Below are 17,922 nucleotides of genomic sequence, written 5' to 3'. Positions count from 1 at the left end.
ATGATGCTTATAAAGCATCAAAACCCAGCTTCCTCATCTACGATAAAAAGCTTCATTCTATCTTTTACAAATTGGCCTTCTATGATGACTAAGTTAAAGCATACCCTCTCATCCGATTTGCAGTCTATACATCTATTCAACTGCAAGCATGGAGGATTATAACCGGCCCTTCTCGCATTCATCGGGGCCGATATGTTTCTGGCTCTTTTTACTGCATCATCTAAGGTGCCGCAAATCTTGTTCCTGCCGATAACTATTATTACATTATCGGGCCCATATATCATTGCAGCCGCCCTGTTTCCACTGTGGTCTATATTGACTATATGCCCTTCTTTTGAAACAGCATTGGTCCCTGTTATGTACCAATCGGCCAATAATGACTTTTTCTTTACCTGTTCGCTCTCTGCCTTGTTTTCAGCCAGCGTTTTGTCGAATACAATATTCCCTCTTTCCTTTAACAGCTTAGATATATTCATATCCTTTAGGGTTTTAGAATTTCCAACACCTACCGAGCTGTCTGGAGGTATCAGCTCAATCATTCTATCTTTGGCTTCTTCCAATGTTTCAAAAAAAGAGACCTCTATATTTCTCGACTTAAAGTTTTTTATCATCTCTGCTTTCATATTATCGTCCATATAAACCCTCCTGCACAAACCATATTACTTGAAATAAGAAAAAAGCTGAACAGAACAGCAATTTCATTTGACCCCTTCTATCTCCAGCTTCAATCTGTTAAAGTATTCCCCCATGAACATAAGTCTTTCCTTACCGATTTCTCTCGCTTTGTCTGTATACAATCTATCCACAATCTTTTTAAATTTTACTTCATATTCAACGAAAGGCGTATGTTTTGAAACATCTTTTAACCTTCCGTTTTCAACGGTATTTGATTCAAGATAGTCTTTAAGCGGCTCATCTGCTATTAACCTTTGTCCAAACTGTCCTGCTAAAATAAATGTACGGGCAATACCGGTCGCACCTATAGCATCAAGCTTATCTGAATCAAAAAGTATTTTTGCCTCTATTGAGTTGGGCTCATTTCCTGTTCTAAACCTATGAGCTATAATGCAGTGCTTTATCTTTTGGATTTTCTCCTCTTCATATTCCAGCTTTCTTAATATGCCGTCTGCAATTTCACTGCCTAAAATAGCATGGTCAACTTTTCCTGATTTATCTTTGCTCTCCTCTACCCGGGCAATATCATGCAATAATGCTGAGGGAATCAGTATTTCCATATCAACGTCTTTCTCATATTTCGCAATCAGCAGGCAAAGCTTATAAACTCTAAAAACATGGTCCAGGTTATGAGCAGAACAGGTCAATTTGTCTTCAACGATTTCCAGGATTTCATTATACTTTGTATCTATATTCATAAATATTTCCTCTGCAATATAAAATGATTTCTTAACTCACGATACTAAACATATGCTATGCTGTCAAATTATTTTTCAAGGATGGTGATTAACCCAAAGCCCTTATGCTCCAAGTACAGCCATATCCTCCCCCAATTCTTCCTTTATGCTCCGGTAGATTTGATAGAATTTGAAAATGGCCACTGATATCACCCCTCATTCTTTTTTTCTATGATTAAAGCATTTTGTCGCCCAATTGTTCTCTTTCAGGTTCTTTCTCAAAATAAACTGCTCTTAAGGCTTTTATACTATTAGGTGAAAGCAGCAAATCTTCATCTGTCACCCACTGATCTACTGCACCTATCGGGAATGTAAGGTTTGATAACTCTCCCCTTATACCCTGTTTGAGTTCCTCTATAACAACATCTAAATCAAAGGCGGACCATCCCCGGCTCATGCTAGGGGATCTCTTAAAGTCAACCTTTTGTATTAAGCCCATGTCCATTTGATATTCAATTAAAGTTTCTATTATCTTATTTACCTTTGAGCATGCAATGCCAATATCCTTAACTGTGAAGATGCTCTCAAGCTCTGATCCTATTTCATTTGCAAGACATGGCAATTTATAAAATTGCCTGTGAACCCACTTTATGTAGCTCGGTTTATAAACTCTATTCAATAAGAAAATTAAACTGATAATCCTTTTTACAGTTTCATTAAGGCTCAATCTAGCAGAAATAGCATCTCCTCTTTTATTGCATAAAACAATAAGATCCAGTTCCCAGCTAATTGTCGTCCATTGATAGGCAAGCTTATATTTCCAGACATTATCAGGATAATAATGAATATCTCTCCTGAAATCATTCAGTACTCCAAGCCCATCATAAAATACCTCTCCTGATGTCAGCTCTAAAAGTTTTTGCTCCGGTATAAGCAGCCATTCAAGGTCCGAGTATGGGAAAAGCACATCACCAATGTAGTACTTATGCAGACGCTGGAATGTTGAAATTGCCACCATAGGAAAACCTTCGCTATCGTTTGTTGCCTTAGGCAGACCATCCATTGGATCTACTTTAAACCTGGTAGGAAAGCCCTGGTAAACTAGCGGCAGTTCACTAAGAAATATTCCCCAGAGCTTTTTGCCGCTGACAGCATAATCCTCGTTTGACAGAAATATCTTAGGTTTGGGTCCCCAGCCATAAAATTTTGATATCTCGTCATCATTTCCCAAAACCTCCGAGCCCCAGCCGATTAAAGCAGCTGAATGGCCTTCTGCCATTGAAGGAAAATATTGTTTAATCAATTTTAGCACCCATTCAAAATAAAAGCTTCTAGTCAATTCTAAGCACTTCATAGTTCTCACCTTTTTATATCAAGCCCCAAGGATGGATTGAGGATTGACTGTATTATATTTTTAGACCTTATTATTTTTTCATCGGTATCAACTACTTCAAATATAATTTTCCCGTCATATCCTTTTAAATAGTTTTGAAAGATAAGCTCGAAATCCAGATCCCCTTCTCCTATAGGAAGGTGCTCATGGGCCTCACTAAAACGCTTGTCTGCTATATGCAAGCACTTAGGAAACTTAACTTCAAGGATTTCTTGCAGATGCTTATAGTCATCTATATGAGCAATATCAAGAAGCAATTCAACATCGGGATTTCTATCAAATACTACTTTCAAATCATTTGGAGTGTAATTAATCTTGTCAATTATACTATTATTCTCAATGTATAGCTTTATATTGTTTTCTCTAAGCAGTTGATTCGTTTTATAAATATTATCTGCAAGCAAATATATGGTTTCTGAATCTATCGGAAGACTTTCACATACAGGATGTATGATAACTTCCCTATGATTCAAAGATTTTAATATCTGAATCAATTGACTATTGTACTTATCATAATCGTCAATGTCATAAACTGCATGAATTATTACCGGGAACCTTGAATTTAAGATATATGGCTCTTTTGGAGATAATACTTTGTCAAGTATCAAGTCACCTTTCTTAAACCAAATTTGCATGAAATCAAATTTATTTGACTCTGAAAACTCTACTTCATCCCTATAATTATTAAACCACCGTATGCTTCTCCCATATTCTATCACTGCCTGATACCCTCCTTCTCTGACTCTAACGTTTTATGGATTATAAAATAAGCCCACAACCATGTGAGCCTTCTTGTTAAAGCCTATTATTTCGGCTTATTCGTCTTTTCGTTCCCACGTTTAAAATTTCCGGTAATCTTTGCCATTATCAATTGTGATTCTATCTTATCTGCTTTTGCTATTTTAGCCAGAAACTTTTCACTTTCTTTGCCCTTTAATATCATAACTTGTTTTTCATACCAAAATATGAATACCTTATTATCTTTCGATACTCTATACGAAAAAATTTCCTCTTCAAGCCTGTTTCGCTTATCTATATTAGCCAATTTATATAATCCTCCGGCTAAATATTATTAAATATTTCTATATCAATCTTCTTTGCATCAATATCCATTGTATCCTTATCAATCAGCTGTTTAATTATTCATAACCAAGTTTAAAAGATATGTACGATCTTCTCCATTTACTTTAATATGTGATAGAAATACTCCTGCCTGCGCATCGAACTCAACATAGTCTGCCCTTGCCGACTCCTGTAAATCAGCATAAGCAACGTTACCGTTTTGAATGGCGTAAATATATACATTTGGAGAAACACTATACACATCTGCTGCAATTTCAGCCATCCCATCACCATCGATATCCACCTCGTTTATGCTCATAGCATATGTGCTGCACAACAGCTCATAAGAATCATCTGTTTTCTTTACAAAGTAGTAATAGGCTGTTCCTAAAGCTGCTGAACTTCCCTTTATTTTATAAACGTTTTCATGGTTCAGCACATTATTGAGAATTTCCGCATTGCTGAAATCCAGACCTTCTTCCGGCTCTATATTGTCGACCGGATGAAATAATGGTGTTATTTCCATTGCCTCAGTTATTTCGTTTTTATTTTGTTGTTTGCCGAATAAGCTATCTTCATATACCATCAAAATACTTATAAGAATGACGAGTATTAAAATAGCTATCAGCAGGCTTCGTTTCTTCCTAAACAAAATAAATTCCGGCTGACCGGCATTATTTCCGACCTTCATCCTTGCCCTCTCCTTCTTTGATGATTTCAACAGCTTTTTCAATAAACTCGTCTCTGCCTTCCCTAATTCCTTCGATAGTAGGATCCATATAAATATCCGGCTGTACTCCTATTCTTTGGACGGGCTTTTTATCCGGATAGTATACACCAAGTCCACTCATGGTAGTTTCTATATTTCCGGGAAGAGTAAAGTGACGCCTATCACCGTCGGCTCCTGCCGAAGGCCTCCCAAGAACGATTGAGTTTGGGGTGTTCCTGAGAGACATGGCTGTGGTCTCTCCCTGGCTCATGGTATGTTCATCTATTAAGATCACTAATTTGCCCTTATAGGCCCCGCTATCTGAAATCCCATCGTTTGATCCTTTTGGTTTACCCGAAACAAAAGGATCAATATAATAAAATTCACCTGGTACTGAACGATTAGGAATTGATATGCTGATATACTCTTTTTCAGCCGGTATTAGATATTCTGCCAATTTATAAGCAATTACAACAGAAGGATAGTCTCTAAGATCCAGAATCAAGCCTTTGGTATTCCACCATTTCTCCATAATTTTTTCAATCTCGCCATTTTTCAATAGTCCGGCATTTATATAATAAATCGTGCCGTCTTCCATCTCCTGTGATTTAGTCTCCACATCGACATCAATATACTTTTGACTGCCTTTTGCATTTACAACAATTGTCTTTCCTCTTCGAATAACCGTAACATCGATATTCTTTTCATGAACTCGAAATAAATCACGAAAAAGCAAACTTCCGGTATCCTCCCGTGACTGAGCTATATATTTTCTTCTATTTTCCAATATTTCATCTATATCTTTGTCGCCAACTTTTAGTACAATGTCTCCAAGCTCAAGTCCACATTTATAAATTATTTTGCTTATAACGATCTGGTCGTCAATTTTAATAAAGTTTACAGGAATTGTATATATTCCGAAACGTCTGGAGATATAATTTCCTCTTTTATCTGTTATACTAGCATGAGAATCATGTATTCGAGTTGTCAATTCTGCTGTTGTCAGCAGGTAAGATTCATAATCCGAGCCATGTATAAATTTAGGTATAAACTCCAGAAGGACTTGGTCCCAATCCTCTCCGATCACATCTTTATAGGGATAATAATATTCTATAATATTCCAGTAACGAAATAAACCAAGCAGCCTGTAGCCAGTATCATCAAATTTCATATCCGGATATGGGTTCTCATTTTCCATAAATTGATAGGGTGAATCATCCTTAAAGCTAACATAGGCATTCTCTCGTTCTGAAATATTAGTATCTAAAAGGCTCGATAATTCAAGACTCAAATTTTTCCCCAGATATTTCTCGTCTTTGCACCAATCTGTAGATGGGCTGAGCTGAATAGAATCTTCGGAAATTTGATATCGCTGATCTATATCTCCAAAGGAGGACCTGCTATCAAAAGAATGAATCCACTCATAGAGGATTGAATTGACATCTGAATCTTCTTCTAGAATATAAGGCATAACGCGAAAAAGTTCATAATCCCAATTGATATTTCCGGCTATAACTTCAGGATGATAATATTTCACAACTCCCCATACCTTGCAGAGCTTAGCAATATCCATGGTCTTCTCTTCAGAAATATTTGAAAAACTTATCCCGCTTCCTTTGTCAAATTCGCTGTCTTTATCTCTCCCAATCTGATGAATATCTTTTGTTAAAGAACATCCTCCGATGCTAAAACAGATAAAAAGCAAGCTGATAGATACTATTGATTTCCAATATAGCTTTTTTCTCTCTTTCATTTTTACTGCCCCCTCCATTATCCAACAATAATCTGTGCAGTTAGATGACTCTACTCTGTCTACTCGTTTAACACTGAACTAACCCGCCCTAAGTCCAGTACCCCAGGGCACCTTCTCTTGCCCTTGCAGGGCAATTCACCTTGTATGGACTCGACAAACATTCAGTGGGGGTTGAATCCCCTACTGAATGAAGTCTCGTTCAATGATGTATAATGAAACTATTGCGTAATAAAAATCAACCTATAGCCCTGCGGATCAAATTTATGCTTTTCAGCTATTGGCTCAGTATATAATACTCTTTTAATAAGAGCTTTCTAATATTTTTTGAATTTAAATCCCAATATCTCTATATCATCTTTTTTGTCCAGGCTCTTATCATAATTTTTCCGCAGCTGGATCAAGTTCAGATGATCAAATCCACAATCTCTATATAGTTTTATGGCATTTGTATTTCGCGGTATGACATCAACAAACATTGCAATCACTTGCTTTTCAGCCATTAACTCATCTAATCTCTTCATGGCATATTTGCCGATACCTTTTCCTCTATATTGCTCCGATATGTACAAATCCTCTAACCAAGCTACATTCTGGCCGCCAAATCTTACATAGAAAAAACCTGCAGGCTCATCATCTAAAAATATATTAAATACATTCCCTTGCTCAATCCAGCTCTTTAGGGTTTCCTGGGATTCTTCGTCCGTTTGCCAATATTCTTTTGGAGCATTATTTAATTTCCTGTGATAATTCATTAATTCTGTAATCATTTTAGCAGTGATTAAAAACAAATCATTCTCCAACTCCCTGATGAGGATATTCATAATCTTCAGCCTCCTTTTACTGCATAAACTTCAAGTCCGTTCATAACAAATGATCACCCAGCTATAAATCTATCTCCATCCTTCTGTTCCTTGTTGACATTCCCATTGCTTCATAAAATCCGATTGCATCTTTATTGAATTCCCATACAACTAACTGCAATGATGATACCCCTTCTGTTTTTACATAGCCTATAATATGCTGAAATAGCAGCCTTCCGATGCCTTTTTTCTTACAATCAGATTTAACACAGAAGTCATCTATAAAAGCAATTTTTCTTGGAATAAGCACCGGTATACTTGGAGTGCTCATGATCTTTACAATACTATACGCTGCCAGCTCCTTATTGTCTGTATTTTCAACCACAAGCACTTTAATGCTCTCACTGTTTAACAAATCATTAAAATATTCTTTTAGAAAAGGAGTATCAGTATCCACATAAACATCCGACCTGTTTTTTACATGTAAATTATGTACTTCTGAATTAAGCTTGCTGATTGCAATGTAATCAGCAGCTGCCGCGTCTCTCACTATGAATTTCATAGAAACCCCTCCTCATTTTTTCGTTTTATCATTCAATCTTGCTGCCTGCTCCACAGCCCATACTTGATGCTCAAGGAATAGTTTCTGGCAGCATTCATCAACCGTCAACCACACTAGTTCATGATCTGATTCTATTTGCACGGCAAGTTTACCTGTTATCTTCATATTATAAAAATACCCTATTCCATGCATATAATATTTTAAAGCATCAGACCAATGATACTTATCACCTTTGCAGATAAACTCTTTGACCTTTACACATAGGCCTGCTTCCTCCAGACATTCCCTTACAATACATTCTTCGTGGGTTTCTTCATTTTCAATGCCACCGCCAAGTAAAAAATAACCTATTGCGGTTTTTACCACAGGAACCTTATTTTCATTGTTTAATGCGATACCATAAGCTCCTGCTCTATCTTTGTAAACTATATTAGGCAGCCTTTCCCCAAATGATTTTTCTAATATGGATTTTTTATTCAAAACAATAATCCTCCTGTTATCGCTGTAACGGCATCTGTCCTAAAACTCTATAGCTTTCTCAACTAAATCCTTTAGCATCGGCTTATTTGTTGGTGAAATATTATATGGCAGATCGTGTATGCTAAAAAACTTTAACTCTTTGCTCTCAACTCCGTCAACACAAATATCTCCATGAAATTTTGAAGATATAAAAACAGTACTCACAAAATAGAATTCATTCCCATCGGGATATATGTGGTATTGTTCATTTCCGGAATATATGTTAAATAACTTCATATCATCAACTATAATACCAGTTTCCTCAAATACCTCTCTCATCGCAGCCGTTTCCACACTTTCACCTATTTCCAGCGCTCCGCCGGGAATACACCAATTGTTATCATCGCCACGGAGTTGCAGCAGTATCCTTCCTTTGGAATCAACCAATATAACTCCGGCAGTGCATAGAATCCTTGGCTTCTTTTTCAGGCTGATTATCCATCCCGTTAAAGGAACCTTTCTAAGCACTTTATTTACACTTGCTATATAGCCCATAAATTGTACCACTCCTTAAATAGGGTCTTATCTTACGTGCTTTACTTGACTTTTAATCCCTCTCGACTTTCTATTCCTTTCTGAAATAAGGCAAACCCTGAATGTCAACTCTGCAATCGGAGATTCTTTTTTTCTCCAATTTTCTTCTAAAGAAAAGCCATGATATGAATGCCAGCTTGATTTAGTTTTAGTCACTCCATCTATTGGAAACTCCCATAAGCCATCATCATTTTTCTTGCTTGATATAAAGCTGAATACATTCTTTAAATTAGGATATTCCTCAATTATGCCGAATTGAGCCAATAGCCATAGGCCTTCTAAAGACATGATAAAATCTATAACCGAGGGTTGTCTCAGGGAAATCGAGTTTGATGCAATCACATGCAGAAAATTTGAATATGCAAAAAGCTGTCTGTTTGGAGCTATCCAATATAAATCTTTAACTTCTGCCATATCATTTAATAGAAAATCAAGAATTGCCGCAACGCTGGAATCGTCATATTCTTTCAGCCACCACCAGCTGTTAGAAATTGTTCTTATAACATACATGAAGGGGATTTCTAAATAATATGTAGCGGGCTTACCGTTTTTAACAATCAGCCAATCTTCACGGTGATTTTTATAAATCAAGCTGAATCTTTCACTATACTCTCTATACCAATCTAAAACCAATTGAGACTTTCCGGCCCTTCCAATCGATTCTAAATACACCGCTGTAATCCAACTTGTGCTTTCCGGCTTTGTTATATGCAGCACCTTGGCATATTCAATGCCTTTATGTAAAACTTCATGCTTCGGGCTGACCCCCATTTCGAATAATTCTCTTAGGTAAGTTTCTCCCGAATCAGTGCCATGATGAAATGATTTTTCGCCAAAGCATCCATTTTCTTTTTGCCGCGAAGAGATAAATTTCAATCTTTTGCTATTAAGAATTTCCTTATAAGTCTCTTGTACAATACTGTCATTGATATCTAAGCCCAGAATTTCAGTAAGAGTCCTGTACTTTATTGATGGCCCCCCATTTTGTACAAGCCATTCACAGGCATTAAGCAATTCATTCTCATTCAAAAGCATATTGTACCCCCATTTCTTCCTTAGAAAATATCCCATATGAGGATTTATATCCTAGAAAAATGCCGGCCCTGATTTTCATTATAAGATTTTATTTACCCTTATTTTAATATCCTCATCAGTTATACTCCCTGACTGCCTGGTTTTATAGTCTAAGTAAGTATTGAAGTCCGCATTGTTATCAGAGTTAAACCAGTAATATATCTTACCTTTTCCATCATATCGAAGCTCTCTGCCAAAGTGACTAAGGACAGTATAGTAATATAGTTCTGCAGTTTCAAACAGTATATCTGCCTCGGATTCCGATTGATTTATATTTACGTTTGTGTTCGCATTAGTGTGATATGAATAACCAGAAAGTATAATAACCAGCGAAACAAATAAAATCAAAACCCTACTTTGTACATTCATAAAATACTTCTCTCTATTTCTTCCAGCATGTAATATGCTCTGACAGCATATACGTCTTAGCTTAGGATAGCTCATAATCTTCTAATCAAAATGCCCTTCATATTGGGTGAATCATTATGAGTATGATAAATCTTTTCTTTTTCTTCTTCTGTACATCCAATTAGGATTTTGATTTCCGAATCTTTTTTTGTTAAATCTACAATACACATTATAGCGTCTATTTTCTGTTCTTCATCAGTTCCTCTCCAAACGTCGATTCCACCGCCATCCATTGATGTAGTATCTTTTAAATAACCATAGTCCACCCTATAAAGAAAATCCGGATATTTGGGATGCACCGTTCCCTTTGGTCTATCAATAACAACCTTCGATTGCTGCACAAGATTATCTAATGCATTCCAAAATTCTTCGTTATATTCCACAAATCATTCCTCCGCCTATATAAATAATTGTTAGTCCATCATTTTCTATTGTAGTGAATCACTACTTTGTTATAAGCCTAAGCCACTCATAAATCACGCCAAAATGGCGCTCCAATTAAATATTTTGAAATATATATAAAATACAATTAAAGTTTCTTGTGATTTTATCCTCATTTTTTGCAAACATATTGCTCAGTTTTTCTTTCAATTCATTCTTTCGTTCTTCTTTCATACCTATGTAGCCATTACCTGTATTCAGAAAGTTAATGAAATCCTCCAATGTCTGTTCTTGCTGCCAGGGATATTCTAGAAATCTTATGTTTTTAAAATAACTACTTTCTTCTATTTCTGCTTTTTCTCTTTGGCTAGCTTCTAAAAGTTCTTTATATTTAAGCATGTATAATACACCGTATTCTTTGCATATTTCGGCCAACTCATTAGATATTGGACTTTCATCATTAATATACTTATTCCAAAATAACGCACAGTAGCTGTTAGATCTCAAAGCGTCTGCTATTTTCTTATATCCCAGTGGCTTTTGAACCCAATGAAATGCTTGAGCTGAAATAGCTAAGTCATAATCCTTATCTAAACCATCTACTTCTTCAAATCTTCCAACAATATATTCAACTTGTCCTGTATCCTTAAATTTTTCAATTCCTTTCTGTGCTAGCTTTTCTCCAAGCTCAATGCAAGTTAAGTTGTAACCTCTGTTTACAAATAATTCAGTAGCCTTGCCACTGCCTGCACCTATCTCCAGTATCTTAGCATCTTCCCTTATTCCAGAAATAGATATAATACTGTCAATAAGCTCTTTAGGATAGCTTGGCCTATATTTATCATAGAAAAGGGCTGACTCATCAAACTTTTGACTTTCATTCCTTATTCCTTCTAAATCCCATTTCATAGCAATCCTCCAATCATCTTTCTAATTCTTTTATTGATAGATACAATTTTCAAACACAAAACGCCGCATACAATGGAACAGTCTTCCTGCCATTCTCAAATCCGAAGTTCCTTGTTGATAACTTAATCGCATATTCCGGCTTATGCGCATCCATATAGACATTCAGGCTTTTAGCCTTAGTATTATCCGCTGACTTTACTTCAATGGGAATAATTTTGCCATCCCGCTGGATGATGAAGTCCACTTCCGCACCACGCTCTGAAGTCCAGTAATAGTTTTTGTACTCATTCGCGGTAAGTTGACAGCAAACATAATTCTCTACCATGCCGCCTTTGAAATCATCTAACTCCCTTGAAAGATATAGCACATCCTCGGCCACAATATCCTTTTTTGCACAAAGCAAACCAATATCGGACACATAAGTCTTAAACGAGTCGATATCCTTATAGTTTTCCAATGGCTTTTTGGGATGCTCCACGCGATAAATACGGGTTACGATTCCTGAAAGCACCAACCATTCGATCGCATTCTCAAATTCGGCAGCACGGGCTCCTTTCTTGATCAACTTATACTGAAACCTTGTATTCTTTTTGGAAAGCTGAACAGTGATATTATCATAAACAATCCGCGTTTTCTTGATCTCGTTTTGCGAATTGTATTTACTCATATCATTGAGATAGCTTGCCAGCACCATATTCTGCGTATGGCGCACTAAGATAAAATCCTTGGTTTCAAAGTATTTGCTCACGCAGTCCGGCATACCACCCACCACAAGGTATTGACGGTAATAGGATAGCGCTGCTTCATGCAGTACAACTGGCATAGGCCTATCATTTTCAAAACATGCTTTGATTTGCGCTACAAGTTCATTTTCGCCGCAAGCCAAAAGAAACTCCTCCATATCCATCGGATAGAGTATTTTTATATCTACCTTACCGACCGGAAAAGAGAATTTTTCTCGATTCACTGCCACACCTAATAAACTGCCGGCAGCAATGATGTGGTATTCAGGCGCTTTCTCGCAGAAATATTTGAGCGAGGTCAGCGCACGTTCGCAAAGCTGTATCTCATCCAGCACAATCAGCGTCTTTTCACGAATAATCGTCTGCCCTGATATGCGGGACAGAACAGGAATCAGATAGCCAGGGTCAATGCTCTCGTCAAAGGTTTTGACAAGCAGCGGATCCGTCTCAAAGTTGAGATAAGCTACATTTTCATATTGCTCACGACCGAATTCAAGGATGGAATAGGTTTTGCCGACCTGCCGTGCGCCTTGCAAAATCAAAGGTTTTCGGTATGGGCTGTTTTTCCATCCTACTAAATATTCCGTAATTTTTCGGTACATTCAGACACCTCCAATGTGGATTATGATGTGAGTATATAATATTACGCGGTGAAAATCAATGAATTATTTAATATTTATACACTAAAATGCATGAATGATGCGCACTTTTTTACACAGAGAGATTACCAGTGGCCGCTTTTATTGCATTTCCGGAAGCAATCCGCCGCTCCTTCCTAGCTTAAATTATCTTTTTTCTATTAGTGATAAAGCTTGGCTATATCGACACTTCTAAGCCTTAAAGCGGCTGCATTTGACAAGGAGGTGTGTACCGGCTCTGCTCAAAAGCTTGTCCTATCAGCATTAGCGGTCATGCTGCATTAGGTTATGGATAGTGCGGGCTGAAACGAACTTAGCTCCTTAAAGTGCTATGTTACAAAATGAAAATGTTGCCACACTAAATGCTTCTATTTGTTTTTTCATTTATATAAATATCTAATGCCTTAATCCCTCTATGAGCAAGTATAATAAACAATATGAGTGCATAAATAGAAATGCCTAAAATTATTAAATGAGTTATAGAAATAAGTAGCGCAGGAATCATTAAAATCACCCCTTCCTTAATACACAATATTACCGTTATTCGTCATATATGTAAAAAGTCATATATTATTTATATCACCAGCAGCAGTATAGCATCCCATTGCCAAAGAGCCATGCAGATATATGCAAACAAGGTTTTCCCCTAATATATCCTTATACCTTATTCCTTGAAATGCAGCACTAATATGAGCCCTGTTCTACATAGGCTTTGCATGGAGAGTCGTAATCTTTAACATATCTTTCATGCTCTGAGCAATAATTCCTTATAACGTCCCGGTACTCAATGAATTCACAATTCATGCATCCTTCTGTACTATCTCTGGGTAAATCTCTAATAATGAGCTCCAGCTTTTCTGTATTCATATAGTACACTTCCCTCCCGTAATTTGCTATTGCATAATATCTGAGCCTGTATCAGAACCGCCAAGCTGTGCTTAGGGCACAACCCCTATGATTGCGCCCTCCTGCACCTTTAAATGCTTATCAATTAGTTTTACAAAATTGATTTTGTATATATAAAATATATTCTTCCTTTGAAAATAATCTTTCGCTGTCAGGGTTTCCGCATAAACTAACCATTTCTCCAATCGATATGTGATTGATTAAATGCTGGGCTTTCGATTTATTATTTACGTAGTTATTCATTATTTGTTCCGCACCATCAGCTTTTAAATTGCCTAAACACCACCATGGTGAAGGCTGTGTAACATTAGGATAAACATTGAAATTTGCATCTACATAGAAGACCGGGAATGTAGAAACAATAGATGTTGTCTCCTTATTTCCGAGCAATTCTTTAATCAAATCCTTTTCCGGCTTTCCAAAAACTTCTTGCAGATTTTCTTTGCCAAAATGCTTTAATGTCAGCTCTGCTAACTTTTCAGGAATTCTATTTAAGTCTTCTTTTGTTACTATTATCTCATATAGCTTTTCGTTTTCTCCTTCACATGAACCCGAATGTACAAACAATTGAAATTCCTGTCCAATTTCTTTACAACGACTTTCCAGCTCTAAATTGTCCATAAACTCTTCGATAAAAGGCAGTTCCTCAATATTATCTTTATTGACAAATACTTGTATCCTGGGAGCAATTCCATGTTTGAATAAAATATCTATAGACTTAACAATCTCGCTGTATGCACCTTTTCTGCCAACATAATAATCTGTGGTTTTTTCAGAGCCGAATAAGGTTAACTGGCATTTCCTTACACCAATGGAATATAACCATTCTGCATAATCTTTGTCTCTTACCATTCTCCAATAGCTCATCAATTCAAAATGCGGTGTTTTTTCATCTGACAATTGGCATTCTAAATCCCATAATTCTTTGTAATCATCCCTGAAATCCGGTTCCCTATACCAGCTTGCAATCTCCAATTTATTTGCATATGGCCTGAATGCATTTGCAATGAATACCATATCCTCTTTCTCCATTTTCCCATTTGGTGCTGCCCCCAGCCAGCAATGCTTACATCTATTCGGGCATCCTGCCATATCTATCCCAATTGTTATTTTGTTTAATTTATCCATATAACTTGCTCTCCTTTTCAATCAAATAAAAATTTATGAAAAGTGGTGCAGTTAACTGATAACAAATTAAGTCTCCTCGGCACAATCTGCTATCAGATTAATTAACCTGCACCGAGTTGATTATATGCCTCATTAAAAAATGTTTCATAACATACCTCCTATCTCAATGATGCTTTCTTTATCATCCTTTGATTCATGCCTTCGTATAAAGTGATGCGTCAGACTTCTCGCTAATCTTCAGTTTGAATCACTCCAATGGGTACTTCATTAAACAGCGGGCTGACTGACTCTTGTCTATGTATCCTTCTAATCGCTTCTGCAAATAACGGCGCAACTGAAATGATTCTAATTTTTCTACTGCTTAAAAGATGCGGATTATATACCGAATCGGTTGAAATAAGCTTTTCTATTTCACTATTTTCAAGATTTGCAACTCCTTTTTCATTCAATAGCACGTGAGATAAGCATGCGAATATTTTCTTTACTCCGCGATTTTTTAATTCGCCGGCTAAATTGATCAGCGTTCCTCCTGAAATGGTAAAGTCATCTACAATCAATGCATTCTTACCTTCCACATCGCCGATAATGTCAATCACTTTAGCATTTTCATCGTGCCCTTCTCGCTCCTTATCTCCAATTGCAACCGGCAGCTTTAAATATCTTGCATATTTCCTGGCGTCTTTAGCAAAACCTGAATCTGGTGATATGACTACCAGGTCTTCGATTTTCATAGATTTTATATACTCACATAATATGGGGCGAGCAAATAAATGATCCACCGGCTTCTTAAAGAATCCCTGGATCTGAGGGCTATGCAAATCCATGGTTATGACTCTGTCTGCTCCGGCTAATTCAATGCATTCTGCACATACTCTGCCTCGTATTGATACTCTGGGCTCATCTTTCTTATCCCCTTTAGCATATGAAAAATACGGCATGACAACCGTTACAGATTGTGCACTTGCTCTTTTAAACGCATCAATCCAAAACAATATTTCAGTAAATTCCTCATTGGGCCGAAGTCCAATAGATTGGACCAGATACACATCTTTATTTCTTACAGTTTCTTCAACCTTTACGTAGGTGTTGCCCTCACTAAACGTAATAACCTTTGATTTTCCTAACTCCGAACCTAAATAATTGCATACTCTCTCAGCAAACCTTCTGCCCGTACTTCCTGCAAATACTTTTATCTCACTTCCTCCATTCAACTTTATCACTCCACTCTGTATTTATTTTTTTATCAATCTCCTCGCATATCTCGCACACGGCATTATCATACCAATCTCTTAAGCGGCCCTCATTTCCGCATCCCATACTCCCTAAGTTCATTAAAGAATATCTCATAAAATCATATAAACCCGTCTATTTTCTCTGCCCTTCTATATGAGTTATCTATTATGGCTTTTGGATAATTCATATGCTGCAAAAGCTTAATAGCATTTCTCGTTTGAGAAACCCCCTTTTTAAGCTTGTAGTCAAAGCTTAAGCCTTTGCTGCTATCAACAATTTCACTGAAATAATAAAACTCGTAAATATCCTTTAAAATATCAGCTAATTCCCTATCATGGGTTGCTACAATAGAGATAGTCTTCCCCTGACTCAAGTATATCAATATCTCTGCTGATAATGAAATTCTCTCTATTGGGTTTGTTCCTCTAAATATTTCATCTATGGGGCAGAACACAGGTATTTTTTTCCCCAAGGCTTTGATTATCCTTAAAATTGATTCTGCTTCAGCCATATAGTAGCTTTTTCCTTTTACCAAGTCATCATTGGGGCTGATTGATGTAACTATATTAAAAAAGCATGCTTCATATTCTTTTGCTAAAGCGAAGTAATAAGTTTGGGCAAGAAGCATGTTGACTCCTAACATTCTTAAAAAAGTGGATTTGCCGGACATATTTGTTCCAGTAAGCACTATACCCTTGCCATTTATATTGATGGAATTAGGGACAGCATCCTCTATAAGGGGGTGCACGCCTTCTTCTATGTTTAATACTGTTTTCTGTACAAATCTGGGTTTTACGCATTGATATTTCAAATTGAATTGATAACTGGAAATTGAGATCAGGGCTTCTAGTTCACCCATTGTACAATAAAGCTCCATAAGATATTGCTTTTTTCCCTTTAATACACTTGATATAGCATAGTAGGCGCTCTCTTCTATAAGAAATATTACAGAAAGGCTTTCAAATAACCCGCCCCACATATTTGTGAAGCCTATCAATCTTGTACCTCTGTCAAGCTCCTTTACATTATTTAGAATGTAATCAATTTTATCTGTATAGTCGATGATATCTTTATTTCTTATACCCGATATATTTTTAGCAGCTTTAATAATACTTCTCAAGTAAAATATTCCATAAGATTTAATAGTGTTTCTTTCATTATTGTTTATAAACATATTCAGCATGCTTAATGCAACCAACGCCGCCATAAGCTTTTTATCAATTAATATGGCAAGAAGTATTATTATAATCGGCAGTATTTTCCCAAGAAAAGTATACAAATAATATTTAAATCTGTTTATTGTAAGGTCGCTCTCTATCATGTTTAAAAAAGCATTACGCCTGTCTCTGCTCAGGTTGAAAAATATGTATTGCAGCGCTTCCCTTATAGCTTCATTATCTTTAAAGGCTTCAATCAGTTTATCTCTGTTCTTCAGCTCTTTCTCATCTGTCAATGGATTTCTGAGCATAGAGTATAGGACTGCCTCTCCCAGGCTGCTATAGCTTCTATCCAATTTATCATAAACCTTATCCATATCCAAATCGTCCCAGGTTTGATCGTCTAATGTATATTCTCCTTTTTCCATCATATCAAAGAGCTTTCTTATATCTTTATGATCCCTTGTTTTTTCTATATCTCCCCTATATTCACGCCTTATGACTTTTATAATATCTTTATTAGAAAAATAGCATAAAAATCTAGTTATCCGCATAAAAACTGGACTTATCACACTTTATCAAGGTCAAAACCACTCAATTTACTACTAATTTACTACTTATGAATGAGCTTTGATACGACGATTTATCCTTGAAAAGTGAA

General features: G+C 36.5%; 20 protein-coding genes. All 20 read right to left on the bottom strand.

The window, feature by feature from the left end:
- Positions 1-17: 17 nt before the first annotated feature.
- Positions 18-635, bottom strand: coding sequence for a lactate utilization protein (locus AC4HCY_RS03710; RefSeq protein WP_323431164.1), 618 nt, complete (start codon positions 633-635; stop codon positions 18-20).
- Positions 636-698: 63 nt separating this feature from the next.
- Positions 699-1,373 (bottom strand): HD domain-containing protein, encoded by a 675-nt coding sequence (locus AC4HCY_RS03705; protein ID WP_323431165.1) that lies wholly within the window; start codon positions 1,371-1,373, stop codon positions 699-701.
- Positions 1,374-1,587: 214 nt separating this feature from the next.
- Positions 1,588-2,706: a DUF4037 domain-containing protein gene (locus tag AC4HCY_RS03700; RefSeq protein WP_323431166.1), complete on the bottom strand. Its 1,119-nt coding sequence runs from the start codon at positions 2,704-2,706 to the stop codon at positions 1,588-1,590.
- 5 nt (positions 2,707-2,711) lie between these two features.
- Positions 2,712-3,464, bottom strand: coding sequence for a sugar phosphate isomerase/epimerase family protein (locus AC4HCY_RS03695; RefSeq protein ID WP_491095399.1), 753 nt, complete (start codon positions 3,462-3,464; stop codon positions 2,712-2,714).
- Between the two features lie 86 nt (positions 3,465-3,550).
- Positions 3,551-3,790 carry a hypothetical protein gene (locus AC4HCY_RS03690; protein ID WP_491095398.1) on the bottom strand — a complete coding sequence of 80 codons (240 nt, stop codon included), beginning with the start codon at positions 3,788-3,790 and terminating at the stop codon, positions 3,551-3,553.
- A 90-nt stretch (positions 3,791-3,880) separates the two neighbouring features.
- On the bottom strand, positions 3,881-4,498 hold the full coding sequence (locus AC4HCY_RS03685; RefSeq protein ID WP_323431169.1) for a hypothetical protein: 618 nt from the start codon (positions 4,496-4,498) through the stop codon (positions 3,881-3,883).
- Positions 4,482-6,269 (bottom strand): S41 family peptidase, encoded by a 1,788-nt coding sequence (locus AC4HCY_RS03680; protein ID WP_491095397.1) that lies wholly within the window; start codon positions 6,267-6,269, stop codon positions 4,482-4,484. Before AC4HCY_RS03680 ends, AC4HCY_RS03685 begins: the two co-directional genes overlap by 17 nt.
- A gap of 314 nt (positions 6,270-6,583) precedes the next feature.
- Positions 6,584-7,090 (bottom strand): GNAT family N-acetyltransferase, encoded by a 507-nt coding sequence (locus AC4HCY_RS03675; protein ID WP_323431171.1) that lies wholly within the window; start codon positions 7,088-7,090, stop codon positions 6,584-6,586.
- A 61-nt stretch (positions 7,091-7,151) separates the two neighbouring features.
- Positions 7,152-7,631, bottom strand: a complete 480-nt coding sequence (locus tag AC4HCY_RS03670; RefSeq protein WP_491095396.1) for a GNAT family N-acetyltransferase — start codon at positions 7,629-7,631, stop codon at positions 7,152-7,154.
- 12 nt (positions 7,632-7,643) lie between these two features.
- Positions 7,644-8,111 (bottom strand): NUDIX hydrolase, encoded by a 468-nt coding sequence (locus AC4HCY_RS03665; protein WP_491095395.1) that lies wholly within the window; start codon positions 8,109-8,111, stop codon positions 7,644-7,646.
- A gap of 39 nt (positions 8,112-8,150) precedes the next feature.
- A complete protein-coding gene (locus AC4HCY_RS03660; protein WP_491095394.1) occupies positions 8,151-8,645 on the bottom strand; it encodes an NUDIX hydrolase in 495 nt (164 codons plus the stop codon).
- 27 nt (positions 8,646-8,672) lie between these two features.
- On the bottom strand, positions 8,673-9,719 hold the full coding sequence (locus AC4HCY_RS03655; protein ID WP_491095393.1) for a hypothetical protein: 1,047 nt from the start codon (positions 9,717-9,719) through the stop codon (positions 8,673-8,675).
- Positions 9,720-9,797: 78 nt separating this feature from the next.
- Positions 9,798-10,127, bottom strand: a complete 330-nt coding sequence (locus AC4HCY_RS03650; RefSeq protein ID WP_323431174.1) for a hypothetical protein — start codon at positions 10,125-10,127, stop codon at positions 9,798-9,800.
- 71 nt (positions 10,128-10,198) lie between these two features.
- Positions 10,199-10,549: an inorganic pyrophosphatase gene (locus AC4HCY_RS03645; protein WP_323431175.1), complete on the bottom strand. Its 351-nt coding sequence runs from the start codon at positions 10,547-10,549 to the stop codon at positions 10,199-10,201.
- A 115-nt stretch (positions 10,550-10,664) separates the two neighbouring features.
- Positions 10,665-11,456, bottom strand: a complete 792-nt coding sequence (locus AC4HCY_RS03640; RefSeq protein WP_491095392.1) for a class I SAM-dependent methyltransferase — start codon at positions 11,454-11,456, stop codon at positions 10,665-10,667.
- A gap of 49 nt (positions 11,457-11,505) precedes the next feature.
- Entirely contained in the window at positions 11,506-12,801 is a 1,296-nt protein-coding gene (locus AC4HCY_RS03635; protein WP_323431177.1) for an ATP-binding protein, read from the bottom strand.
- Positions 12,802-13,521: 720 nt separating this feature from the next.
- Positions 13,522-13,704 (bottom strand): hypothetical protein, encoded by a 183-nt coding sequence (locus tag AC4HCY_RS03630; protein WP_323431178.1) that lies wholly within the window; start codon positions 13,702-13,704, stop codon positions 13,522-13,524.
- 120 nt (positions 13,705-13,824) lie between these two features.
- Complete coding sequence (locus tag AC4HCY_RS03625; RefSeq protein WP_491095391.1) at positions 13,825-14,871, bottom strand: radical SAM protein; 1,047 nt, start codon at positions 14,869-14,871, stop codon at positions 13,825-13,827.
- A 230-nt stretch (positions 14,872-15,101) separates the two neighbouring features.
- Entirely contained in the window at positions 15,102-16,082 is a 981-nt protein-coding gene (locus AC4HCY_RS03620; RefSeq protein WP_491095390.1) for a ribose-phosphate diphosphokinase, read from the bottom strand.
- A gap of 140 nt (positions 16,083-16,222) precedes the next feature.
- Positions 16,223-17,815, bottom strand: coding sequence for a MutS-related protein (locus AC4HCY_RS03615; RefSeq protein ID WP_491095388.1), 1,593 nt, complete (start codon positions 17,813-17,815; stop codon positions 16,223-16,225).
- Positions 17,816-17,922 lie beyond the last annotated feature (107 nt).

It is taken from the genome of Lutispora sp. QWL-02, from assembly GCF_058315355.1.
Note: the sequence above shows the minus strand (reverse complement) of the source record. Positions and strands in the feature narration are given on the sequence as shown.